The organism is Niveispirillum sp. (genome assembly GCF_052437035.1).
Classification (GTDB): Bacteria; Pseudomonadota; Alphaproteobacteria; order Azospirillales; family Azospirillaceae; genus Niveispirillum.
This window is the reverse complement of the sequence record NZ_JBQVOH010000008.1, coordinates 1-23113: the sequence shown is the minus strand read 5'-3', so window position 1 is coordinate 23113 and position 23113 is coordinate 1. Positions and strand designations below refer to the sequence as shown.

The following is a 23113-nucleotide window of genomic DNA, read 5'->3' as shown; positions in this document are numbered from 1 at the left end:
ACTGCTGGCCGACCTTGAACGGTCGGGCATGCCGAAGCAAGCGGCAGAACAGTTCGCCTCCGACATCCGGGCGGCCCAAGGCACAGGCGCGGACACCTGCCCGGTCCGCCCCGATTGCTGGGACATCGTCATGGCGTGGCGCGTGGTCGCCACACAATGGCGCGTCGCCGCCCTGGGTGGAATGGGGGGCGGTGTCGTGTGGCTGGGCCTGGATTACGCGGGCGTGGCCGCTGGGCTGGCGGGGATGGAAATCCCCGCCACGCCTGATCTCTGGTGGGGCCTGCGCGTCATGGAGGCGGCGGCCAAGGAGGAGCTGAACCGATGAGCGGTCCCGACACGATTACCATCCAGGTGGATAATAGCGGCGCCCTGACGGCCATTGCGGGCACGGCAGAGGCGATCAACCAGCTTGGCGAAGCCGCCCGCGCAGCAGCCGGACAGTTCCAGGCGATTTCGCAGGCCGAAAGCCCGTTCCAGACGATGCTGGGCCAGCTTTCGGCCACGATCCCCGTTCTGGCCGATGCGAATTCGCTGCTGGGCGATCTGACGAACTCGCTGTCCGGCCTTGCCGCCCCGTTCGTGGGGCAGGCTGCCGCTGCGACGACCGCTACGGCGGCCACGAATGGGCTGCGCGTCGTCATGAATTCCCTGCCGCTGCTCGCCGTTGCGGGCGCGGTGGCCACGCTTGGCGTGGGGCTGTACGAGCTGTGGAAAAACAGCAGCGACAGCGCTGTAGCCTTCAAGGATATGGACAGCGCCTTGCGCGCGCTATCCCCCATCCTGGGCACGGCTGGCCAGGGTCTGGACGATTTCGCAGCCCGTGTCGACAAGGCGTCGGCCTCGCGGCGCAAGCTGATGGAACTCGGCCTGGTCGAAAGCATGAAGGCCGGGCAGGCGGAGCTGAAACAGCAGGCCGACACGGTCAAGGAGCTGTTTGAAGAGGTTTACGGTGTCGCCGCCGTGCGTGGCCGTGGGTCGCGCGGGGAAAAGCTGGTGGATGATGCCGGTCTGGCCGCCTATCGCGAATTCCTGAAATCGGGCGATCTGGAGGAACTGACAGCCCGGCTGTCAGAGGCCGGCGGCAAGGCCAGGGAACTGTTCGCCACGGTCGTGGAGACCGATGACGGGCCGCGTTCATTGCTGGCCCTTGCCAGCGCCAGCGTCGAAACCCGCGAGAAGCTGGACCTTCTGGGCCAGCAGATGCGCGTCGTGCGCGGCGAGGTGGTTGCAGCCGTGTCACCGCAGAACGGTCAGGCTGCGGCCCTGCGCGATGCCGGTGAGGCCTCTGTCACCCTGGCCTCCTGCCAGCAGGAGCTGGCACAGCAGACGCGGGCGGCGGCAGAGGCGGCAAGAGAGGGCATGGCGGCAGCCGGATTGCAGGCGCAGGGGGCCGCCCTGATGGCGGATGCACTGGCAACCTCTACCCGATCCATGGCCGCCTCCATGGCGGATTTCGACACACAGCTTCAGGCCGATTTCCAGAAAAGCCTGATCGGTCAGGCGGAATTGGACAAGGCCGCCAAGGCCAAGACGGACGCCGCAGCCGCAGCCGCCAAGGCCCAGGCCGAGGAGGTGAACAAGGCCGCCGACCAGATCGCCGGCGGCTGGGCCGAGGCCATGTTCAACCAGATCACGGGCAAGGGCGGCAGCATCAAGAACTGGTTCAAGGGCCTGTTCAAGCAGATCGCCACCGACGCCCTGAAGAACAAGATCGCCCTGCCCATCGTCACGGGCGTGATGGGCGGGGCCATGGGTGCGTTGGGCGGCGGACTGCTGGGTGCCGCAGCGGCCCCGGCCACGCCGGGGGCTGCACCCGCCCCCGGTGGCGGCATCCTGTCGGGCCTTTCCGGCATCCTGGACGGGTTTGAAAAGGGCATCACCGACCTGGGGGCAAAGCTGTTCGGGGCGGCGGGCGCCAATGGGGCCGCCGGCACCAGCGGCCTGTTCGGGTCGGGCGGGCAGCTTTTCGGGTCCACGGGTCTGGCCAATGGCGTCTCCGGTGCCTTTGCGGGCGCCGGCCTGGGCGCCACCGCTGCCGGCCTGCTGGGGGCCTTGGGGCTTGGCAAGGGCAATACCAAGGGCGGGGCCATCGGCGGCGCCATTGGTGGCGCGGCGGGCAGCATTTTCGGCCCCCTGGGCACCACCGTGGGCAGCCTGCTGGGCGGGGCCATCGGGTCGCTGTTCGGGGGCAAGCCGTCCAACAAGGAAGGCAGCGCCACCATCGACCTGAACAGCGGCAATGTCGCCGTCGGCGGCTTCACGGGCAAGAAATTCAGCCAGGAAAACCGCGATCAGGCATCGGGCATCGCGGGCGAGGTGCTGAAGATCAAGGACGCGCTGGAAAAGGGTTTCGGCGCGCGGATCACGGGCACCCTGGCCGTCGGCGCGGGCGACCGTGACGGCCTGTTCGCCACCGCCCTGAACAGCAGCGCGCGCACCAGTTTCAAGGATGACAAGGCGGGGGCCGAACAGCTTCTGGCCTATGTCACAGGCCAGTTCGTGACCGCCATCCGCGATCAGCTGTCGCCCGCCATGTCCGCCGCCCTGGGCCGGGTCGATTTCAAGGAAATGGAAAAGGCCCTGGGTGACCTGGAATTCATCCGCAGTTTCGAGGACAGCATCACCGCGCTGGGCGAGGGGATGGGCGTGGTCAATCAGGTGACCCGCGAGGCCAAGGCCGAGGTCGATGAACAGATCCGGTCCCTGAAGGATTTCAAGGAAAAGACCGCCCGCCTGTTCCCCGACGATGTCGATCGCGCGGCCACGGCCATGCGCGCCTATGTCGAGGAATTGGTCGGCATCACCGACGCCGCCGAACCCATGAGCCAGGTCGAGACGGCCCTGATGGCGCTTCAGGCCCGGTTCGAGGCCTATAAGCCGCTTCTGGAGGAGGTGGGCTATACCGCAGAACAGGCACAGGCGGCCATCGCCAACGGCCTGCAAAAGGCCAAGGACAAGCTGAAGGACGAGTTCAACGGCACCCAGACCCGCACCCTGCGCGAGGCGACGGGCCAGGGCTACCTCAATCAGGTGGATGACCTGAAGAAGGGGCTGGATAGCGGTCTGCGCGATGCGGCGGCGGTCGGCGGCGATGCCGGCCTGGTGCGCCAGTCGGTGACGGCACAGCTTGAGGCGCTGCTGGGCAATGGCAATCTGGATGTCAGCCAGCTTCAGGGTGTGATCAGCCAGTTCGGGACCGATTTCCCCGAAGCCGCCGCCGTGGCACAGCAGGCCATGCAGGGCCTGATCGACCGCAGCGGCGAGATTGCCCGCCTGAACCAGGGCTTTGCCGACCGGCAATTCACGGCCACCACCGACACTGGCACAAAGGCGGGCGCCCTGGCGGCGTTTGACCGGCAGGCGGCGGCGGAACGGCTGGAGATCGCCCGCAAGGCCGGTGCCGATCTGGCCGCCTATGACCGGGCCGTGGCCGCCGAGCGGCTGCGGATCGAGAAGGATTTCAACGACCGTCTGGCCGCCACCAACCTGTCCATCCAGGACCGGCTGTTCGCGGCCACCACCGACACGGCCACCCAGGCCGGCGCCCTGGCCACGCTGAACCGCAAGGCGGCGCAGGAGCGGCTGGAGCTGGAAAAGCTGGCGGGGGCCGATCTGGTCGCGTTCGATGCGGCGGTGGCCGCCGAACGGCTGCGTATCCAGCAGGATTTCGCAGAGCGGACCAACGCCGCCAACCAGACCATCCAGGACCGTCTGTTCGCGGCCACCAACGATACGGCCACCCAGACGGGCGCCCTGGCGGCGTTTGACCGGCAGACCGCCAAGGAACGGGTGGAACTGGCCAGGGTGGCCGGGGCCGACATGGTTGCGTTCGATGCGGCGGTGGCCGCCGAACGCCTGCGCATCCAGCAGGATTTTGCCGAGCGGACCAACGCCGCCAACCAGACCATCGCCGACCGCCTGTTCGCGGCCACCAATGATACGGCCACCCAGACGGGTGCCCTGGCTGCGTTTGACCGGCAGACCGCCAAGGAACGGGCGGATCTGGCCAGGGTGGCCGGGGCCGATCTGGTCGGCTTTGACCGGGCCGTCGCCATCGAACGGCTGCGCATCCAGCAGGATTTCGCCGACCGGACCAACGCCACCAACCTGTCCATCCAGGACCGGCTGTTCGCGGCCAGCAACGATACCGCCACCCTGTCGGGCGCCCTGGCCGCGTTTGACCGCAAGACGGCGCAGGAACGGGCGGAGATCGCGAAGACCGCCGGGGCCGATCTGGTCAGTTTCGACCTGGCCATTGCTGCGGAACGACTGCGGATCGAGAAGGATTTTGCCGAGCGTCTGGCCGCCACCAACCGGTCCATCCAGGACCGGCTGTTCGCCGCGACCAACGATACCGCCACCCTGTCGGGCGCGCTGGCGGCCTTTGACCGCAAGACGGCGCAGGAACGGGCGGAAATCGTGAAGACCGCCGGCGCCGATCTGGTCAGCTTTGACAAGGCCATTGCGGCGGAACGGCTTTCCATTCAGCGGCAGTTCGCCGAACAGGCGGCGGCCCTGAACCGCGGCTTTGCCGACCGGTTATTTGCCGCCACCAACGATGCCGACACCCTGTCGGGTGCGCTGGCGGCGTTCGACCGGCAGGCAGCGCGTGAACGGCTGGACGCGGCCCGCACCTCCGGCGCCGATCTGGCGCTGCTGGAACAGGCGCTGGGGGCCGAACGCGCCCGCATCATCCGGGATTTCAACGACAAGGCCATCGAAACGGCCCAGGCCGCCGCCGATGCGGCGCGCGACCGGCTGGTCCAGGCCTATGAGCGGGAGGCCGATGCCGCCCGCGCGCTGGCCAGTTCCTGGCGGGAGGCGGGTGACGGCATCCGCGCGGCCCTGAAGGCCGACAGCCTGTCGGACCCGTACACCAACCTGAATGCCGATCAGCGCGCGTCGTTGGCCGAACGGGAACTGCGCGATCTGGCGGCGCGTGCCGGGGACAGCAGCCTGCCTGCCGACGAACGGCTGGCGGCGGCCCAGGCCCTGCCGGCGGCCCGCCGCGCCTTCCTGGACGCCGTGCGCCCGCTTTATGAGGGCACCGAACGCTGGGGTCAGGCGCTGGACCTGTCGGCACAGCTTCTGGACGGTGTGGCCCTGTCGGCAAGCCGTGAGGTGGATATCGCCCAGCAACAGGTGGATCTGGCGCAGCAGCAGTTGACGGCGCTGGGCGTGGTCAATCAGTCGGTGCTGACCGTGGCCCAGGCGCTGGCCGATTATCAGGCGGCCCAGGCCCAGGTGGCGGCGGCCCGCGCGGCGGCCCAGACTGTGGCCCCGTCCCCGGCCTCTCCGGCGGGCGTGCCGGCCAACAGCAACCAGCCGGCCCTGACGCTGGACCGGGTGCGCGGCGATCTTCTGTCCACGCCCTTCAGCACCCATGATCTGGACGGCACGGCCATCGCCCGTTTCACCGGCCCCAATGGCAACAGCATCAGCCTGCTGGCCAGCGACCTGCAAACCAGGCCCGTGGAATATCTGGCGGAAATGGCACGGCAACTGGGTCTGGCCGGGTATCAGCAGGGTGGCGTCGTGGGCAATGGCCTCCGGGGCGTCGACAGCGTCCTGGCCCGTTATCAGGATGGCGGCCTGATCGGTCTGGCCGGGGGTGAGTTCGTCACCCGCGCCGCCGCCGTCACGGCGGAAACCCTGCCTTTCCTGCGCGCCATCAATGATAGCGGGCGTCCGCCGCCCATCCTGTCCGGTGTGGCCGATACCAGCCGCCTGGAAAGGCTGCTGCAAGACCTGCTGACCCAGACCGCCAGCACGGGCCGGAGCATGGCCGACCTGAATGCCCGTGGCTATGAGGCGCTGGTCAACCGCCTGGAAGGCCTGCTGTCCCAGGGCCAGGATCAGGCCGCCGACCGCCGGAGGGTTGCACGATGAGCATCATCCATCTGGTCGATTGGACCGTCTGGAACAACCTGACCGCCGCCATCGAGATCTGGCGGTTTACAGAGGCGCGCGACGGGTACCGGCAGGGGGCCACGCAATGGCTGCCCAATCTGGTGGCCGGTCCCATCCTGGGCCAGCATCTGTGCGGGGATACGATCGGCAGCCCCGCCACATTGGAACTGGGCGACCTGTCGGTGCTGACCGGCAGCCTGCCGCGTGGCGGCGGCAATGCCCGCTTCCCCGATGATTACAGTTTCGAAGGCCATCCCGTCCTGGTGCGGCGCGGCCTGTCGGGCACCGCGCCCGCCGCCATGGCCATTGTCGTCAATGGCCTGTGCAACGAGGTGCAGCCCCTGAAAACCCGGCTGGTGGCGCGGATCAGCGGGCGCGAGGCCCGGTATGACCGGCCCTTGTCCCCCGCCTATGCCGGCACGGGCGGGGCGGAAGGCCCATCCGACCGCGCGGGTCGGCCCCTGCCGTTCGGCGTGGGGACCGTGGATGGGGTGGAGGGGGATTATCTGGGGCTGGTGGGCGGGCTGCACAGCTGGCGTCTGGCCCCGTCCCTGTCCGATGTGCGCGCCGGCTGGGTGGGCGGATCGGCCCTGACCAAGGTCACCGGCACGCCCGCCACGGGCCAGTTCAAGGTGGATAATGCCACCGGTCTGGTGCAGGTGGGCGGGGCGGCCCTGGCCGGTTTCCCCTATAGCTGGGACGTGGATTATGACGCGGCGGGGTCGCGCACCATCGCGCACGCCATTCAGAAACTGGTGCAGCGTGCCCCCGATACCGTGATCCGGTCCGGGTCGGTGGCGGCCCTGGCGGCCTTGCTGCCCGCCGATATCGGCTGGTGCTGGTCGGGCGACGTGACCATCCGTCAGGCCCTGACCGACATCACCACCCGCGCCCTGGTCTGGTGGCTGGAGGATGCGGCGGGGCAGGTCGATATGGGCTCGCTGTCGGTGCCGGCGGGGGCCGTTGCCGTGACGACCTTTGACCGGCAGACCATCGTGCGCGGGTCGGCCCGCCTGTCCAGCGGCTGGCCCAGCCAGGGCGGGCTGGCCCCGTCGCGCATCGATCTGGCCTGGGGTCGCTGCCCGCGCGTGCACAGCGCGCAGGAGGTGCAGGGGGGCGCCGATGCCACCCGCCGCGCCTATGCCGGCCAGGAATGGCGCCAGACCCCGGCCTCCCTGTCCTTTCCGGTGGGCGCGCGGCCGGCGGCACAGCCGCTGCTGATGGAAACGCCGCTGCGCGCCGCCGGTCCCGCGGCCACCGAGGCCGCGCGCCGGGCCGCCTTCGGCCCCATCCTGTTCGTCGATCTGCGCGCGCTGGGCGATGTCGTGCCGCGCGGGTCCATCGTCCGCGTCACGCTGGATTATCCCGGCCTGCGCAGCCCGAAACTGGCCCGTGTCCTGTCGGTCGTGCCCCGACCGCGCGGCGGCGCGGCCGATTACCGCCTGTGGGTGTCGCCATGACCATCACGCCGCTTATTCTGATCGGCCATTCCAACCGGGTGCCGTCCGCCACGATCACGGGCGGAAGCTGGACCGGCAGCCGCGATCTGGTGAAGACGCGGCCCACCGGCACGCGCCTGATCGCCACGTCCAACACCCTGTCCAGTACCAAACTGACCCTGACATGGACCCGGCCGCAGCCGATGCAGATGCTGGTGGTGGCCGGCCATAATGGCAGCCGCAACGGCATGATGCGCTGGTCCGCCTTTGAAGGATCGACCCTGCGCCATGCCGGCGCCTGGCGCGACCTGAAATCGCCGGTGGCCAGCACGGCGGACCTGTCCTGGTACGAATATGGCCTGTTCACGGGCAAGCCGGGCGACGAATTCTATGCCCGCTATCCCAGCCAGGTCTTCGAATATCTGCCCGCCACCATCGGTGCCGACCGGATCGAGGTGGAATTCGACGATCAGACCAATGCCGATCTTCTGTCCATCGGCTTTATCGGCGTCTTGCAGGTCTGGCAGCCGTCGGTGGCGCCCGACTGGCCCATCGCCATCAGCCCGCGCACCGTGTCGGAGCTGGAGGTGACGGAAGGCGATGTGGAACTGGGCGTGGAAGGCGCGCCCGTGCGCGAAACCCGCCTGTCCTTCACCAACCTGCCCGAAGCCGACGGCGTCCGCATGAACCGCATCCAGCGTGAAGCAGGCGAGACGGGGGAACTGTGGCTGGATATCGACCCGCTGGGGCAGGGGGCCATGACCACCTATGACCGCGCCATGCTGTGCCGTCAGGTACAGCCCGAGGGCGTGACTTTCAGCGAATTCTGGCGCGCCGCCGGCGCGCGTCTGTTCAGGGAGACTTTCTGATGGCTGACACACCCGCCATGGGCCGCCTGCGCGGCGGCCATTACAACACCGCCGACTGGAACGCCACCACCAATCCGGGCGGCATGGGCGGCGACGGCCACCGCTACGCCCTGATCCCCCCCAAACCGCCGCAAACCGGGGCCTATCCGGTGATGGTCAACGACCTGGTCGCCGTGCTGGACGAGGCGGCGGCGGCGACCATCGATGCGCAGGCGCAGGTGGGCCTTGCCGCCGCCGAGGCCGACCGCGCCCGCATGCAGGCCGACCGCGCCACCAGCCTGGTCGGCACAAGCATCGCCGGCAGCCTGTCGCAATCCCTGACCTTGCCGCTGACGGCGGGCGCGGTCCTGTCGCTGACGGGCCTGTCCACGGGCAAGGCCTGGGTTCCCGGCCATCAGGTCGAATTGCTGCCCGGCAGCGCCCCGCTGTCCGGCCAGCGTATCCAGGGCACGCTGACCGCCTATAACCCCACCACGGGTGCGGCCAGCCTGACCGTGAAGCGCAGCTGGGGCACCGGTACCGTCACGCAATGGTCGGTGCGCTGCGTGGCCCCCAGCCCGTTCAGCACCGGCCATGTCAACCGCTCCCTGGCCGACCTGTCCGCCGACGGCACCCATGTCCGCGCCGATGGCCGTGCTGTGGAAAAGACCGACGCCCCGGCGCTTTATGACCTGATCGGGGACCGGTATGCGGGTACCTTGTCGCCGGTGGCCGTTGGCCCGTTTCTGGGCAACACCATTACCGCCCTGCCCAATGGCGGTCCCGTCTTCTTCCAGGGGGGCTTCTATTATCTCTTTGCCCAATCAGTCATCTGGCGCGGCACAAGCCTGTCCACCCTGGCCCCCTTTGCGCGGGTGACACAGCAGATGCAGGACGTCGCTCATAATGGCGCCGGCCTGTTTGTCATGATCCTGGGCAACAATCAGGTGGCCTGCCTCGACAATGGCGTCCTGACCGAAACCACCACCAGCCCCTTTGCCTGGGCCAGTTCCGGCACAATGCACCGTATCGTCTGGTCACCCACGCAGTCGCGCTTCTATGCCTTTGGCAACATTGCTGCCGCCGGATGGGGCAGAAGTGCCGATGGCCGTACCTGGACCTTTATGTCGGTACCGTCCAACTACAACTATTGTGAACAGGTTGTGTGGCATGCCGGGCGCATGGTGATGGTGCAGAACAGCGCCACCTATCTGGTCTCCGCCGATGGTGGGGAAAACTGGACATCCCATTCCGACCTGCCTTACGCCGTCAGCAGCGTGGCGGCCAAGGGCGATGATGCATCCGGCAATAGCTGGGTCATGGGCAGTTCCTCAGGCATCATCTCCGTCGCCAATCAATTCACCGGCTCGCGCAGCGTCACGAACCTGGCCACCAGCAGCAACAACAACCTTGCCCCCTATAACGCCATCCTGTGGGACAGCCTGTCGGGCCGGTTCGCCTTTGTCGCCGGCAATGACGATACCAAGATCTGCTGGTCCGCCAGCTTCCCCATCAGCACGGCCATGACTGTCGTGACCCGCCCGGCCAACAGTTACGGGTATCAGCGCGGCCGGTTGCTTATCGTCAATGGTTTGCGGCTGGATTACACCGCCAACATGATCTCGTCGCTGGACGCATCCTATGCGGCTACGCCGGCCTTTGTCGGCTATGGCGGCACAACCAACATTGTCCGCGCCGCCGGCAAACTATACCTGTTCCAGTCAGGCTGGACGGTGCGAGTGTCCAGCGATAATGGCGAGACCTGGACACTGCTGCGCGCGCCCATTGGGTATATTGACAGTTCCTACTCCAGCCGGGGTGCGGTCTCCGCTGACGGGCAGAAAATCATGCTGGTCGGCACGACCTGGGGCACCTCCGGTGTGTACGACACTCAAACCGTGATCTGGTCATCCACCAATGGCGGCAGCACTTGGACACGCTCCCTCCTGGGCAACACCGGCACCTACGAGGTGACCCAGGGCACGCTGGGCTGCGACAATGGCTATTTCCATATCCACGCCGTCACAGCGAACAGCAACAACAGCCGCATCTACTGGATTGCAGAGGCAACACCATCCGGCACTTGGTCCAATGCGGTTCAGCCTGGTTCCTATGCGGGCATCCTTACCTACATCGCAGGAAAATGGCTTCTCCTGCCCAACGGTTCGTCGCAGGTCTATATCAGCACCGCCGTAACCCCGACCGGCTTCACCGCCGCCCCTCAATTTACGGAAAATCAGAACGCCACAAGTTCGGAACTGCTCTACGTGCTGGGCAACCGCGTGTTTGTGCGTCTTTCTTATGGCCAATCCTACTATCGTGTCCTCGATCTCGGCACGATGACGGCAACGACCTTGTGGATTGCAAGCTCTGGTATCACCGGCCCGCAAACTTGGTACAACGCTATTCAGGTCGGTGATTTCCTGCATGTGCGTGTCGATAGCAATCTGCCTGGACTGTCGCGCGCCACCGCACGCGTCAATCTCACGACCCTGGCCGTGGTTGAAACCCTGGCCCCGACCACCGCATCGGGTTCGGTCGGCGCCACCCCCACCAACGCCGTTTTGATCGGCAGCACTTGGTATTACCCCACCGGCGACCGTCTCTCCCGCCTGTCCGGCCCGACCTCGACCCAGTTCCTGGTCCCCAACCTGGACACGCAGCTCGGCTACTTCCCCGCCCACTATATCGCCCTCTAGGGGCTGTCGACTTTTCAGAACCCCTCCATCCACCTCCCCGGCCCCACTGGGGAGGCGGACCTCCCAACCCCGCTTAATCTCAACACACCCTGAAGTGTGTCCCCCCTGACCCCACCGGTATCAAATCCCGACGAAGGCAGGATCAAAGCGATGGAGGGGGGATAGAAGTCGGCGACCTTAGCAGCGGACGGTGCCGCTCGCGATGCAGTCTCCTTCTGTTATAACAATCCCGGCATAACGCGCGGCCCCTTCAGTATATTACTGTTATGCTCCCCCTTCCTATGATGGGCGCACATGGAGGAGCAGACCGCGACGTGAAGAAAATTCGTCGATCCCTGGGCGGAAGGGCCGGTACCGTAAGGTTTACCGACAGCAAGCACACCATGGTGCGCAGTTGAGAACACTGCCCGCCGGGAACGGCATGATGCACAACATTCGAGACCGCCTCCAGGGACTGTCCCTCGGGCCGGACCGATCTTACCTGCACCTGATCCCCGCCCAACGGGTGAGGCGGGGTACGCGGTCCTTCGGTCCCACCGGGCCGGCCCTCCATGCGGATAAAAACCGAATGGAACAGGGGGTCTCGAACATGACCAAGTCTCAACTGACGCTGCGCGCCGTGCTGCTGGCCGGTGCCGCCCTTGCCACCGCCATGCCGGCGCTGTCGCAAGAACTGATGCTGGAAGAGATCGTGGTGACGGCGCGCAAGCGGGCGGAAAGCCTGCAGGATGCCGCCGTCTCCGTCAGCGCCTTCACCGCCGAAGGGCTGCAGCGCGCCGGCATCGGCGATGTATTGGAGGTGGTGAACCGCGTGCCTGGCTTCACCATGAATGCCGACAACGCGACCGAACCGAACATCTTCATGCGCGGTATCGGCACCGATATCGAAAGTGCCGCCAGCAGCCCCGCCGTCGGCTTCTTCCTGGACGATGTGTATCTGTCCCGCGCCCAGGGCACCAATCTGGAACTGTTCGATTTCGAACGGATCGAGGTGGTGCGCGGGCCGCAGGGCACGCTCTATGGCAAGAATGTCGTGGGCGGCGCCGTCAACTTCATCACCACGCAGCCGACCGAGGATCAGGATACGGTCGCCGAGGTTTCCGTCGGCAATTACAGCTTCCTGCAGTTCCGGGGCGCCACCGGCGGTGCGCTCGCCGACAATCTCTATGGCCGCATCGCCTTCTCCGCGCGGGGCCGCGACGGCTTTGCCTACAATACCTTCACCAAGAACGATGTGGAGGACCTGTCCTCCATGGGCGTAAAGGGCGCGCTGCGTCTGGTTGCGTCGGAAAAGCTGGAAGTGACGGCATCGGCCGATTTCTCCCGCCGGCGCAGCGATGGGCGCTGGATCGACATGGTGATCCCGTCGGCTCACAATGTGCCCTTCAAGAACCCCGATCCGCGCAAAGGCCCCAACAATACAGACGGGCGTCAGCATTCCGACGTGGGTGGCGCCAGCGTCAAGGCGGTCTGGAGCCTGGAAAAAGGCTCCGTGACCTCGCTGACCGGCTATCGCGACGCGGCGTTCGAGGACAAGAACAACGATGCCGGCTCCTACCTGGACATGGACAAGCTGCTGCGCGACGCCAATGGCCGCATCCAGTTCGGGCAGATCGACCGGTCGAAGTTCAATGATGATTTCTATGTGAACGCCAAGACCGAGGATGTGAAGACCTTCAGCCAGGAGTTCCGCTACAGCTCTGATTTTGACGGTCCGTTCAATGTCATGGCCGGTGTCTTCTATATGGGCGAGGATATCGACCGTAATGAAGATGCCGATTACATCTTCGTCGATTACTTCGCCCAAGGGCGCGAGACGGCCCGCACCACCGCCAAGGGCGACACCTGGTCAGCCTTCGTCGAAGGCACCTGGGACGTAACCGACAGTGTCACCGCCATCGGTGGCGTGCGTTATACCAAGGATATCAAGAAGTTCACGGTGGCTCGCGCCGCCTTCGGCGATTTCCTGGGTCAGGATTTCGAGGATGCGCAAGGTCGGCCCACCCGTGCCTTCACGGCGGGCGACGAGCACACTTGGTCGGCCTGGACACCCAGCGCCACCCTGCAATGGAAGACCAGCGACGATGTCATGCTCTATGCCACCGTTGCCAAGGGCTTCAAGAGCGGCGGTTGGAACGGCGAAAATGCCAATAACCCGACCGAAGCCGCCGTTCCCTATGATCCCGAATTCGCCTGGAACTATGAAACGGGCATCAAGTCGCAATGGTTGGATAACCGGCTGCGGCTGAACGTGACCGGCTTTATCGCCGATTATAAGGACCTGCAGACGCAGCAATATGTGATCTTCAGCAGCTCCCTGCCGCCCGACAATGTCATCGCTAATGCCGGCAAGGCACGGGTGAAGGGTCTGGAACTGGAATTGTTGGCGGTCCCGGTGGAGGGGCTGACCCTGTCGGGTTCCTATGCCCTGATGGATGGCAAGATCACCGGCGATCTGATCAGCACGGCGCTGCGCTATGATCCGTCCTGCTTCTGCTCCAAGCCGGTGCCCACCAACCTGAAGGGTAACAAGCTGCGCCGCACGCCCAAACATTCCCTGTCGGCGGGTGCGCAGTATGAGTTCCCGGTGAATGAAAAGGTCAATGGCCTGATCCGCGCGGATTACAGCTGGACCGACGGTTACTACTTCGAGAACGAGAACAGCGACCGCACCTGGAACCCCTCCTATGGCCTGATCGATGCCGGTGTCGGCGTCGTGGCCGATGATGGGACGTGGGAACTGATGCTGTGGGGCAAGAACCTGACGGACAAGCTGTACACGGCGGGCAAGACCGACGTGATCGGCTCCGTTCTGGCCTCCTACGCCCCGCCGCGCACCTATGGCGTTACGTTGAAAGTGAAGTTCTAAGCCAACGGAGGCCACATGGCACGGGTCGGGATCATCGGGTTCGGATATGTAGGTGGCGGGCTTTACCGCTGGCTGACCGGACAGCCCGACCGGTATCAGGTGGCCTTCGTCCATGCCCGCGACCCGGACAGGCTGGGCGATGTGCCCGCGGAACTGCGGCTGACGGACCTGTCCGCCGCCCCGCCCGCCGATCTGGTGGTGGAGGCGGCACATCCCGCCATCACAGCCCAGTTCGGCGCCGGCCTTCTGTCGCGGTCGGATTACATGCCCCTGTCGGTGTCGGCCCTGGCCGATGATGAGTTGCGGGCAAGGCTGCTGGCCGTTGCCTCGGCCTATGGTCACCGGCTGCTGATCCCGCATGGGGCCATGGTCGGTGTCGACAGCCTGTTCGAATGGCGCCGGCAATGGCGCGATGTCACCATCACCTTCCGCAAGCCGCCGGCCAGCATCGAACCTGTGGCGGGTGCGGTGGCGGCGGGCGGGGAGCAGATCCTGTTCGACGGGCCGGTGCGGGAGATTGCCCGACGCTTTCCCCGCAATGTCAACGCTATGGTCACCTGCGCCCTGGCCACCGTGGGCCTGGACCGCTGCCGTGGGCGCATGATCTCCGACCCGGCGGCCACGCAGCTGATGCTGCAACTGGAAGCCATCGGCAGTGACGGGTCGCGCCTGTTCATCGAACGGCAGCAGCCGGTGGCGGGCGTTTCGGGCAGCGAGATGTTCGCCTCCCTCTGCCGGTCCGTCGAACTGGCCCTGCGCCCCAAACAGGCGATGGAGTTCGTGTGATGATCCCGTTCGGCTTCTTTACGGGCATCGCCTTTCCGGCCACGGTGTTCATCATCATGGTGGGGATGGGGCTGGCCCTGACGGGGGCGGATTTCCGCCTGCTGGGCCGTGCGCCCAGGGCGGTGCTGGTGGGTCTGTCGGCGCAGTTGATCCTGCTGCCTCTGTTGGCCCTGGCGCTGGCCAGCCTGCTGCCCGTCGATCCGCTGGTAAAGGCGGGGTTGGTGCTGATGGCGGCGGCACCCGGTGGGGTGACATCGAACGCCATCACGCTGGCGGCGCGCGCCGATGTGGCGCTGGCCGTGGCCCTGACGGCCCTGTCCAGCCTGCTGGTCTGCATCACCCTGCCATTCTGGTCGGGTCTGGCGCTGGACCTGTTCCTGGCGCGCGACGGGCGCATGCGTCTGTCTCCGCTGGAGGCCGGCCTGTCCCTGGCGCTGGCCACCGTCCTGCCGGTGATGATCGGCATGGCGGTGCGGCGCTTCTGGCCCGCCCTGGCCCTGGCCGTGCTGGCCCGGTTCCGCATGGTGGCGGTGGGCCTGATCCTGTTCATGTGCCTGACAACGACATTCTACAACCTGCATCACTTCACCGACCTGACCGTGGTGATGGAGAATGTGGGGGCGGCGGCGGCCCTGATGCTGACCGCCATGGTGGGGGCGGCACTCTATGCCCGGTTCTGGCGGTTGGGGGTTCAACAGCGGCTGACCATCACGATCGAGGTCGGCGTGCACAACATTGCGGTGGCCCTTCTGGCTGCCTTCACCCTGTTGGGAGACCCCACGGTGGCGCGGCTGCCACTGGCCTATGGTCTTCTGATGATCATCATGCCCTGGTTCTTCGTGGTGGCCGCGCGCCGCCGGATGGAGACCGACAAGGAGAGTGCGTCATGAAATCCGCCTTCCGCCTGTCCACCCTGTGCGCGGCCCTGGCCCTGATGACTGGTGCGGCGCTGGCCAGTGATGAACCGGCCAAGATCGATATCCGCGATCCGATCATTCAGCGCTGGTACGACATCACGCCCGACAAGATGCCGCCCATGCCGGCCCCCGGCACCTGGGGCATGGACAAGGCAACGGGTAAGTTTGTGCATCCCAAGGCGACGGAGGCCGTGCATGGCGCGCCCAGCTTTGACGGGCAGTTGAAGTACTGGGACCAGAAAGATTACGCGCTGAACATGAAGGTGGAGGCGTTCTACCCGCTCTCCGCCTCCCCCTATCATGAGTGGCAGAATATCGTCGATTTCGGCGACCGCCGGATCATGTATGTCTATAACCGCCGGCATCTGAAGGTGTTCGACATCACCGATCCGCGTGATGCCAAACTGCTGGCCACCAAGGGGTCGGACTGGGGCAAGGACGGGCCGACACCTGAAAAGGACCCGTTCCCCGCCGGTGACGGCATCGGTGCCGCATCGATCCAGTGGAACGCCGCCCTTAACAAATATGTGATGGTGCAGTCGTTCGAGGTGTCGCGCATTGGCATCCTGGAGGATAAGCGCAGCCAGCCCGATAAGGTGAATGCCATCCGGCATGCCAACCATCTGAAAGGGTTCAAGGTCTATGCCATGAACGGCCCGCTGCCCGATCAGTGGGAACTGATCGCCACCCGCACCACCGATGTCGCCCACCCCGCCGCTCCCATCGGGCAGCAGCAAGGATCAGGATCGCTGGATGTGCCGGCCTGGTATGGTGGCAAATACATGTTCCTGGCGACGGCACCCGACGATACCTATGCCCTTGCCGAATATAAGGATTATCTCTACAGCCCCGGTTATCAGGCCTGGGACATGTCGAACCCGGCCAATCCGAAATGGCTGTCCAACTTCGCCGCCCCAGGTCAGATCATCGGCGATGCCGCGCATGAGGCGGCCTATCTGAAGAACCCGCGCGCCGGCAACCGCACCTCCTGGATGGGCGCGCGCATGCCGCTGTTCATCCCCAAGCCGGTGGAAAAGGGTGGCAAAGTCGCCTTTGCCGCCATGGCGGGGCTGGGCCTTTACACACTGGACATCTCCGACCCGGCCAATATGAAGATTATCGGCCATCTGGATCTACCGCCCAGCTTTGCCGGGACGGAAGCCGACAATGTCAACCTCAGCCAGTATGAAAAGACGGGCGTCATCTTCCTCAACGGCTATCCCATGAATGATGAGTGTTTTGAGCCGTACAAGGACATTTACGCCATTGATGTCCGCGACCTGAAACACCCCAGAATCATCTCTACCTTCCCGCGCCCGACCCCGCCCAAGGAGGCGGCCTTTACTGACTTCTGTCAGCGTCGCGGCAGTTTCGGACCCAAGCGTCCGGGTTACCATACCCAGCCGGGCCAGGGGCGCGAGGGGCTGGCCATCTACGCCTTCTATAATGCCGGCATTCAGATTTTCGACGTGAAGGACCCGGCCAAGCCTGCCATCGCCGGCTATTACGTGCCCCGATTCCCAAAGGATGATGAGATCTTTGAAAGCGTGAAGGGCAATCTGGCCTTCGGTACCTATATCGAATATGACCGCAACATCATCTGGATGTTCACCAATCACGGCTTCTATGCCCTCTCCAGCCCGCTGCTGGGGCCGGTGAAATCCGGCGTGCCGGCCACGCCCTGGCCGCCGCGGGATTGATCTCTCAGCCCTTGTGCCCTCACCCTCCCATCGCTTGACGCGATGGACCCCAGACCGCCAGGTCTTGGGAGGGTGAGGGAACCACCCCCGATTTAAAAGAGCCCCCATGATCCGCGATCTCGATGAGGCGCTGGAGACGCTGCCCTTTGGCCGTTTGCGGACGCTGGTTCTGGTGCTGGTCACATCCATCATCGTCCTGGACGGATTCGATATCCAACTGGCTGCCCTGGCAGCGCCGGCCATGTTGGCCGAATGGGGTCTGGACCGGGCAGCGTTCGGGCCGGTGCTGGCGGCATCGCTGGCCGGCATGGCGGCAGGAACGGCACTGGGCGGCAGCATCGGCGACAGGGTGGGCCGCCGGCCTGCCTTGATCGGCGCGGTGCTGTTCTTCGCGACCATGACCGCTCTATCCGCCTTGGCCAATGGTCCTGTAACCCTCGGGTTGCTGCGGCTGGCAACCGGTTTGGGCTTAGGCGCCGCAGTCCCCAATGCCACCGCGCTGGTGGCGGAATGGATGCCAAGACGCTGGCGGTCCTATGCCGTCATGCTGGTGATCGTGGCGGTGCCCATCGGCGGGATGCTGGGGGCCGCCCTTTGCGCCTGGATGATCCCGGTCTTTGGCTGGCGCGCCTGCTTCATCCTGGGTGGGGCCGCCCCGGCGCTGCTAGGCCTGATCATGATCATAACGCTACCGGAATCACCCCAGTTTTTCGCCTCACGCGATGGTCGCGCAGACCATCTTCGGCAGCTGATGAACAGGCTGGCCCGAGGCAATCGTTTTGACAATGGAATGATATTCCGTACATCCGTCCCCGCCGCTGGAAAAGGTGGGGTGGCAGAGCTGCTATCCGCTCCGCTGCGCGTCACCACCTGGCATCTCTGGGCCGGCTTCTTTGCCGCCATGCTGGCGCTTTATGGCTGCCTGAACTGGTTGCCGGTGCTGCTGTCCGGTCTGGGACTGCCCATGGATCAGGCGGTGCGCGGGTCGATGTGGTTCAATCTGGGCGGCGTGGCCGGCGCGGTGATGGGCGCCTGGGCCGGCGGGCGGTTTGGGGCCGCGCGTTGCCTCTCCGCCTTGTGCCTGATGGGAGCCGGCATCCTGGCCCTTGCCGCCGCCATCCTGGCGCTCGGTCCTGTTACTGGCGCGATGGCCGCCATGGTGCCGGTCCTACTGTCCGGTGGCGCCATTCTGGGGGTGCAGGTGGGACTGTATGGTCTGGCCGCCGCGCGATACCCGACAAGCTGTCGGGCCGCCGGCATCGGCTGGGCCGCCACGCTGGGACGTGGCGGCGCCGTGGTCAGCGCCTTGGCCGGTGGCTGGGTCCTAGCACAGCCGTCAGGCGCCGCTCTGTGGTTGGCGGTCCTGACACTGGCGCTGCTGTTCTGCTGGCGGGCGGTCAGGACCGTGTGATCAGGCCACCGTCACCGACAGGGTGCCAATCCCCGCCACCACGCCATCCAGCCGGTCACCGCGCTGGATCGGCCCCACGCCGGCGGGCGTGCCGGTGAAGATCAGATCGCCCGGCAGCAGCGTGATGAAGCGCGACAGTTCAGCAATGATCTCCGGCACGGTCCAGATCATCTCCGCTAGGTCGCCTTCCTGCCGCAGTTCCCCATTCACCGACAGGGCGATGCGGCCCGCATCCACACTGGGCACCGCAGCGGCGGGCACCAGGGCGGAGACGGGGGCGGCATGGTCGAAGACCTTGCCCATGTCCCAGGGCTTGCCGGCCTTCTTGGCCTCCCCCTGCAGGTCACGGCGCGTCAGGTCCAGCCCGACGCCATAGCCGTACACGGACCCGCCGTCACCCAGGGCCACCACCAGCTCAATCTCATGATGAAGATCGCTGGTCTGCGGCGGATAGGGCATTGTACCGCCACCGGGCAGCACGGCGCTGGCCGGCTTCATGAAGAAAAACGGCGGCTCGCGGTCGCTGGCGCCCATCTCGCGTGCATGCGCGGCATAATTGCGCCCGACGCAGAAAAGGCGGCCCACGGGGAACAAGGCATCGCTGCCCGCAACGGGCAGGGTCACGAGGGCGGGCGGGGTGATGGCGTAGGACATGGAGTTCAGTTCCGGTTCCTTGGGGTTAAAACAAAACCGTGGCGGCACGGTAAAGCATCCGCGCGCCCACGATCAGCAGGAAACAGCCAAACGCGACGGACAATTGCCGCTTGCTCAGGCTGTGCGCCAGCTTCGCCCCCCAGGGGGCGGCCAGCATGGTGGCGGGCGCGATCAGGGCCAGGCCGATCAGGTTGACATAGCCAAGGCTGCCCGCCGGCAGATCCGCCCGGCCCCAACCGGTCAGGACATAGCCGATGGTGCCCGGAATGCCGATGACCAGCCCGAACAGGCTGGCCGTGCCCACCGCGCGGTGGATCGGATAGTTGAACAGGGTCAGCACAGGCACCGTAAGGGTGCCGCCGCCAATGCCCATCATGCTGGAAAAGGCGCCGATGGCCGCCGGCATGGCCTGCGCCGCCGGCCCCTTGGGCAGCGGACGGTTCAGGGTGAAAGCACCGGCAGGCAGCAGCATCTTCAACGCCACCACCAGGGCGATGGTGCCGAAGATGGCGGCCAGAACTCCGCCTTTGGCATATCCGGCGATGGCGGTGCCGATGGCGGCCCCGATAAACACCGCCGGCCCCCAGGACCGGGTCAGGTCCAGGTCGACCGCTCCCTTGCGGTGATGGCTGCGGCTGGATGAAATGGCCGTCGGGATGATGGTGGCCAGCGACGTCGCCACCGCCACATGTAACCGCACCGCCGGATCGACGCCAACCAGCCCCAGCACGATATCCAGCACCGGCACAATGATAATGCCGCCACCCACCCCCAGCAGCCCCGCCAGCACCCCGCCAGCCAACCCGGTCAGCAGCATCAGGGCGGAAAGTTCGGCGATTTCGATCCAGGGGGGCATGGTGGCTCCATCAGGCAGGGGGATTTTCCCCACCATCGGCAATCCCGCTATGACGATCAAAGACCAAGGCGGCTGAATGATATGGCGGTTTTGGCATATCGGGCTGTGGTTCCCTCACCCTCCCATTGGCTGACGCCAACGGGCCCCTCCCTCTCCCACCTTCGTGGGCGAGGGAAGAAGTTTTCGCCCCTCGCCCGCTTGCGGGAGAGGGAGGGGCCCAAGCCGGGAGGCTTGAGAGGGTGAGGGAACCCCGCCCCGCTATATCGCTTCCCCCATATCACGCGGTGAAATCGGTATTTTCCTGGCATAGCGGACGGGTCTAGCCTGGGATCAATTCAGCCAAGCGGGAAAGCGCATCATGGTTTTGCGGGTCGGGATCGCCGGATACGGCACCATCGGGGCGGCTGTGGGCCGGGCGCTGGATGTCGGGATGGAGGGGCTGACCCTGACGGCGGTCACCAGCGGCGATGCCGCCAAGGCGCGGACCCGGATGGCAGGCCTGAAGGCCCAGGTGCCCGTTGTCGATGCCGGGACCCTGGCCGAACTGTGCGACGTCATCGTTGAATGCGCGCCCACGGCGGCCTTTGCCGACATCGCCCTGCCGGCCCTGGCGCGTGGTCGGACCTTGGTGACGGTCAGCGGGGCCGCCCTGCTGCAACGCCCGGACATTATCGATGCGGCGGGTGCCCATGGCGGGCGCATCATCCTGGCCACCGGTGCCCTGTTGGGCTTTGACGCGGTACGGGCGGCAGCGGAAGGGACCATCCATTCCGTCACCATGGTGACGCGCAAGCCCCCGACATCGCTGACCAAGGCCAAGGAAGTGGTGGAACGCGGGCTGGACCTGCTGTCCCTGACCGAACCCTTGCAACTGTTCGAGGGATCGGCGCGGGAGGGTGCGGCCCGGTTCCCGGCCAATGTCAATGTCGCTGCCGCCCTGGGCCTGGCCGGCATCGGGCCGGATCGCACGCAGTTGCAGATTTGGGCCGACCCGTCCGTGACCCGCAATTGCCACCGCATCGTGGTGGACGCCGACAGCGCCCGCCTGACGCTTGAGATTGAAAATGTGCCGACGGTGGAAAACCCCGGCACGGGCCGCATCACGGCCCTTTCCCTTGTCGCTGCCGTGCGGGGCCTGACCTCGGCCTTCCGCGTCGGCTCCTGACCCCCAATCCTTGAGGAAAACCATCATGGTCATCCCCTTGAAGCATGTCGCCATTTCCACCCAGGACCCGGAGGCATCGCGCGATTTCTTCGCCAATGTCATGGGCTGGACCGTTGCCGGCCGCGTCGACAGCCGCAATGCCCAGGGCTATTACGTGACCGACGGCACCATCAATATCGCCCTGCTGCGCTTCAAGAACCGGCCCGCCGCCGGCCTGGAATTCCCCGAGGGCTATAACGGCCTGCATCATCTGGGCTTCCAGTGCGAGGATGTGGAAGCGACGGCAGAATATATGGAAGACCAGGGCTTCCCCCCGCGCCACGACATCAACATCGCGCAGGGCCTGGGCAAGAATCCGGACAAGGACAATGCCGAATACAAGATGACTGGCCCCGCCAGCGTCATGATCGACATTTCCGAACGCGGCTGGGTGGGTACCTCCAGCTACAAGCCCAAAGCGGGCTGACGCCCTGCCACTTTCCCCCTACAATCCATATTCCGGAGCCATATCATGGCCACCCAACCGTTCGCCCGCATCGTGCCGGCGGTCGCCACCCCCTTTTTCGCTGACGGCAAGATCGATCTGGGCCGGATGGCGGCCCATTGCCGCTGGCTTCTGGCCGAAGGCGCGGACGGGCTGCTGCTATTCGGCTCCACGGGCGAGTCCGCGTCCCTGACCAATGCCGAGCGCATGATGGTGGTGGACAGCCTGATCGGCCAGGGTATCGAGCCGGCCCGTCTGCTGGTCGGCACCGGCTGCTGCGCGCTGGCTGACACGGTGCTGCTGTCGTCGCATGCCACCGACAGCGGCTGCGCCGGTGTACTGGTGGTACCGCCCTTCTTCTTCAAAGGCGTACCGGATGCCGGCGTCCGCCGCTATTTTCGCGACCTGATTGAGGGCGTGAATGATCCGCGCCTGGCGATCTACCTCTACCATTTCCCGCAGACATCGGGCGTGCCCATCACCCCGACGCTGGCCCAGGATCTGGTGCGGGCGCATGGTTCCACCATCCGGGGCTATAAGGACAGTTCCGGCGACTGGACCAACACCCAAGCTGTGCTGGAAGTCCTGCCAGGCCTGGAGATTTTCGCCGGGACCGAGGCGCGGATGGTCGATCTGATCACACGCGGCGGGGCCGGCTGCATCAGCGCCACCGCCAACCTGCATGCCCGCTCCATCCGCGCCCTGGTCGATGCCATCGGTACCCCTGCGCAGCAGGATCGGCTGGACCGCGTGGCGGAATTCCGTAATGCCTTTACTGGCGTCCCTTTGGTGCCAGCGGTCAAGGCCGTGCTGGCGCATCTGCATAATGATCCGGAATGGTCGCGTCTGCGCGCCCCGCTGATGTCGCTGGATGGCGATGCAGAGGCCGGGCTGCTGCGCAAGCTGGGGCTTTGAGGGGGGGAACGACCATGCCGACGCGCGCCGAGATCAAGGCCCTGGACCGTAACGACCCGCTGGCCGGGTTCCGCGCCGAATTTACCCTGCCACCGGGTGTGATCTATCTGAACGGCAATTCCCTGGGTCCCATGCCGACGCAGGCCGCAATGCGCGCAGCGGAGGCAGCGACCCAGGAATGGGGCATCGGCCTGATCCGCTCCTGGAATACCGCCGGCTGGTTCGCCGCGCCCTATAAGCTGGGTGACCGGCTGGCCCAATTGCTGGGCGCTGATGCCGGGGAAATGGTGGTGACCGATGCCACGGGCCTGAACCAGTTCAAGGCCGTGGCCGCCGCCTGTGCCCTACGTCCCCACCGCCGCGTGATTGTCATGGAAGGCAGCAACTTCCCCACCAATAACTACATGGTGCAGGGTCTGGCCGCCTTTCTGGGCCAGGGCCATGACATCCGGTTCGTGGA

General features: G+C 65.9%; 15 protein-coding genes and 1 pseudogene. 14 read left to right on the top strand and 2 right to left on the bottom strand.

Translation table 11 applies throughout. The annotated features are described in order from the left end of the window. Positions 1-28 precede the first annotated feature (28 nt). The 10 genes from ACT6Q8_RS18655 to ACT6Q8_RS18610 all read left to right on the top strand — a co-directional run bounded on the left by ACT6Q8_RS18655 (position 29) and on the right by ACT6Q8_RS18610 (position 18579). Entirely contained in the window at positions 29-325 is a 297-nt protein-coding gene (locus ACT6Q8_RS18655) for a DUF1799 domain-containing protein (RefSeq protein WP_054169338.1), read from the top strand. Then, positions 322-5889 (top strand): hypothetical protein, encoded by a 5568-nt coding sequence (locus ACT6Q8_RS18650; RefSeq protein WP_444733729.1) that lies wholly within the window; start codon positions 322-324, stop codon positions 5887-5889. Before ACT6Q8_RS18655 ends, ACT6Q8_RS18650 begins: the two co-directional genes overlap by 4 nt. Further along, positions 5886-7370, top strand: coding sequence for a hypothetical protein (locus ACT6Q8_RS18645; protein WP_444733730.1), 1485 nt, complete (start codon positions 5886-5888; stop codon positions 7368-7370). The genes ACT6Q8_RS18650 and ACT6Q8_RS18645 overlap by 4 nt, the downstream gene beginning before the upstream one ends. Then, positions 7367-8218, top strand: coding sequence for a hypothetical protein (locus ACT6Q8_RS18640; protein ID WP_444733731.1), 852 nt, complete (start codon positions 7367-7369; stop codon positions 8216-8218). Before ACT6Q8_RS18645 ends, ACT6Q8_RS18640 begins: the two co-directional genes overlap by 4 nt. Beyond that, complete coding sequence (locus tag ACT6Q8_RS18635; RefSeq protein ID WP_054169334.1) at positions 8218-10896, top strand: hypothetical protein; 2679 nt, start codon at positions 8218-8220, stop codon at positions 10894-10896. The genes ACT6Q8_RS18640 and ACT6Q8_RS18635 overlap by 1 nt, the downstream gene beginning before the upstream one ends. 589 nt (positions 10897-11485) lie before the next feature. Beyond that, positions 11486-13765: a TonB-dependent receptor gene (locus tag ACT6Q8_RS18630; RefSeq protein ID WP_444733732.1), complete on the top strand. Its 2280-nt coding sequence runs from the start codon at positions 11486-11488 to the stop codon at positions 13763-13765. A gap of 15 nt (positions 13766-13780) precedes the next feature. Next, complete coding sequence (locus ACT6Q8_RS18625) at positions 13781-14551, top strand: aspartate dehydrogenase domain-containing protein (RefSeq protein WP_444733733.1); 771 nt, start codon at positions 13781-13783, stop codon at positions 14549-14551. Beyond that, positions 14551-15441: a bile acid:sodium symporter family protein gene (locus ACT6Q8_RS18620; protein ID WP_054169331.1), complete on the top strand. Its 891-nt coding sequence runs from the start codon at positions 14551-14553 to the stop codon at positions 15439-15441. Before ACT6Q8_RS18625 ends, ACT6Q8_RS18620 begins: the two co-directional genes overlap by 1 nt. After that, positions 15438-17168 carry a hypothetical protein gene (locus ACT6Q8_RS18615; protein ID WP_054169330.1) on the top strand — a complete coding sequence of 577 codons (1731 nt, stop codon included), beginning with the start codon at positions 15438-15440 and terminating at the stop codon, positions 17166-17168. Before ACT6Q8_RS18620 ends, ACT6Q8_RS18615 begins: the two co-directional genes overlap by 4 nt. Positions 17169-17274: 106 nt before the next feature. Further along, positions 17275-18579: an MFS transporter gene (locus tag ACT6Q8_RS18610; protein ID WP_444733734.1), complete on the top strand. Its 1305-nt coding sequence runs from the start codon at positions 17275-17277 to the stop codon at positions 18577-18579. On the opposite strand, the gene ACT6Q8_RS18605 is transcribed toward ACT6Q8_RS18610, so the two are convergent. Together ACT6Q8_RS18605 and ACT6Q8_RS18600 are read right to left on the bottom strand one after the other, a co-directional pair. Next, positions 18580-19233: a fumarylacetoacetate hydrolase family protein gene (locus tag ACT6Q8_RS18605; protein WP_444733735.1), complete on the bottom strand. Its 654-nt coding sequence runs from the start codon at positions 19231-19233 to the stop codon at positions 18580-18582. It abuts the gene before it with no gap. Positions 19234-19258: 25 nt separating this feature from the next. Continuing rightward, the gene (locus ACT6Q8_RS18600) at positions 19259-20089 is read right to left on the bottom strand and encodes a sulfite exporter TauE/SafE family protein (RefSeq protein ID WP_054169348.1); all 831 of its coding nucleotides are present in this window, start codon (positions 20087-20089) and stop codon (positions 19259-19261) included. A 358-nt stretch (positions 20090-20447) separates the two neighbouring features. Between ACT6Q8_RS18600 and ACT6Q8_RS18595 the strand changes: the two genes are divergently transcribed. The 4 genes and pseudogenes from ACT6Q8_RS18595 to ACT6Q8_RS18580 form a co-directional block, all read left to right on the top strand. Further along, positions 20448-21254 (top strand): aspartate dehydrogenase, encoded by an 807-nt coding sequence (locus ACT6Q8_RS18595; protein ID WP_054169327.1) that lies wholly within the window; start codon positions 20448-20450, stop codon positions 21252-21254. A gap of 25 nt (positions 21255-21279) precedes the next feature. Next, on the top strand, positions 21280-21720 hold the full coding sequence (locus ACT6Q8_RS18590; RefSeq protein ID WP_054169326.1) for a VOC family protein: 441 nt from the start codon (positions 21280-21282) through the stop codon (positions 21718-21720). A gap of 45 nt (positions 21721-21765) precedes the next feature. Further along, positions 21766-22653 (top strand): dihydrodipicolinate synthase family protein, encoded by an 888-nt coding sequence (locus ACT6Q8_RS18585; RefSeq protein WP_444733736.1) that lies wholly within the window; start codon positions 21766-21768, stop codon positions 22651-22653. A gap of 14 nt (positions 22654-22667) precedes the next feature. Beyond that, positions 22668-23113: pseudogene (locus ACT6Q8_RS18580) on the top strand (kynureninase); the annotation flags it as partial.

Coding starts and splice junctions, on each gene's coding strand:
- ACT6Q8_RS18605 (WP_444733735.1), bottom strand. CDS start 19,233: ATGTCCTACGCCATCACCCCGCCCGCCCTCGTGACCCTGCCCGTTGCG.
- ACT6Q8_RS18585 (WP_444733736.1), top strand. CDS start 21,766: ATGGCCACCCAACCGTTCGCCCGCATCGTGCCGGCGGTCGCCACCCCC.
- ACT6Q8_RS18595 (WP_054169327.1), top strand. CDS start 20,448: ATGGTTTTGCGGGTCGGGATCGCCGGATACGGCACCATCGGGGCGGCT.
- ACT6Q8_RS18610 (WP_444733734.1), top strand. CDS start 17,275: ATGATCCGCGATCTCGATGAGGCGCTGGAGACGCTGCCCTTTGGCCGT.
- ACT6Q8_RS18590 (WP_054169326.1), top strand. CDS start 21,280: ATGGTCATCCCCTTGAAGCATGTCGCCATTTCCACCCAGGACCCGGAG.
- ACT6Q8_RS18625 (WP_444733733.1), top strand. CDS start 13,781: ATGGCACGGGTCGGGATCATCGGGTTCGGATATGTAGGTGGCGGGCTT.
- ACT6Q8_RS18645 (WP_444733730.1), top strand. CDS start 5,886: ATGAGCATCATCCATCTGGTCGATTGGACCGTCTGGAACAACCTGACC.
- ACT6Q8_RS18615 (WP_054169330.1), top strand. CDS start 15,438: ATGAAATCCGCCTTCCGCCTGTCCACCCTGTGCGCGGCCCTGGCCCTG.
- ACT6Q8_RS18620 (WP_054169331.1), top strand. CDS start 14,551: ATGATCCCGTTCGGCTTCTTTACGGGCATCGCCTTTCCGGCCACGGTG.
- ACT6Q8_RS18640 (WP_444733731.1), top strand. CDS start 7,367: ATGACCATCACGCCGCTTATTCTGATCGGCCATTCCAACCGGGTGCCG.
- ACT6Q8_RS18600 (WP_054169348.1), bottom strand. CDS start 20,089: ATGCCCCCCTGGATCGAAATCGCCGAACTTTCCGCCCTGATGCTGCTG.
- ACT6Q8_RS18630 (WP_444733732.1), top strand. CDS start 11,486: ATGACCAAGTCTCAACTGACGCTGCGCGCCGTGCTGCTGGCCGGTGCC.
- ACT6Q8_RS18650 (WP_444733729.1), top strand. CDS start 322: ATGAGCGGTCCCGACACGATTACCATCCAGGTGGATAATAGCGGCGCC.
- ACT6Q8_RS18655 (WP_054169338.1), top strand. CDS start 29: ATGCCGAAGCAAGCGGCAGAACAGTTCGCCTCCGACATCCGGGCGGCC.
- ACT6Q8_RS18635 (WP_054169334.1), top strand. CDS start 8,218: ATGGCTGACACACCCGCCATGGGCCGCCTGCGCGGCGGCCATTACAAC.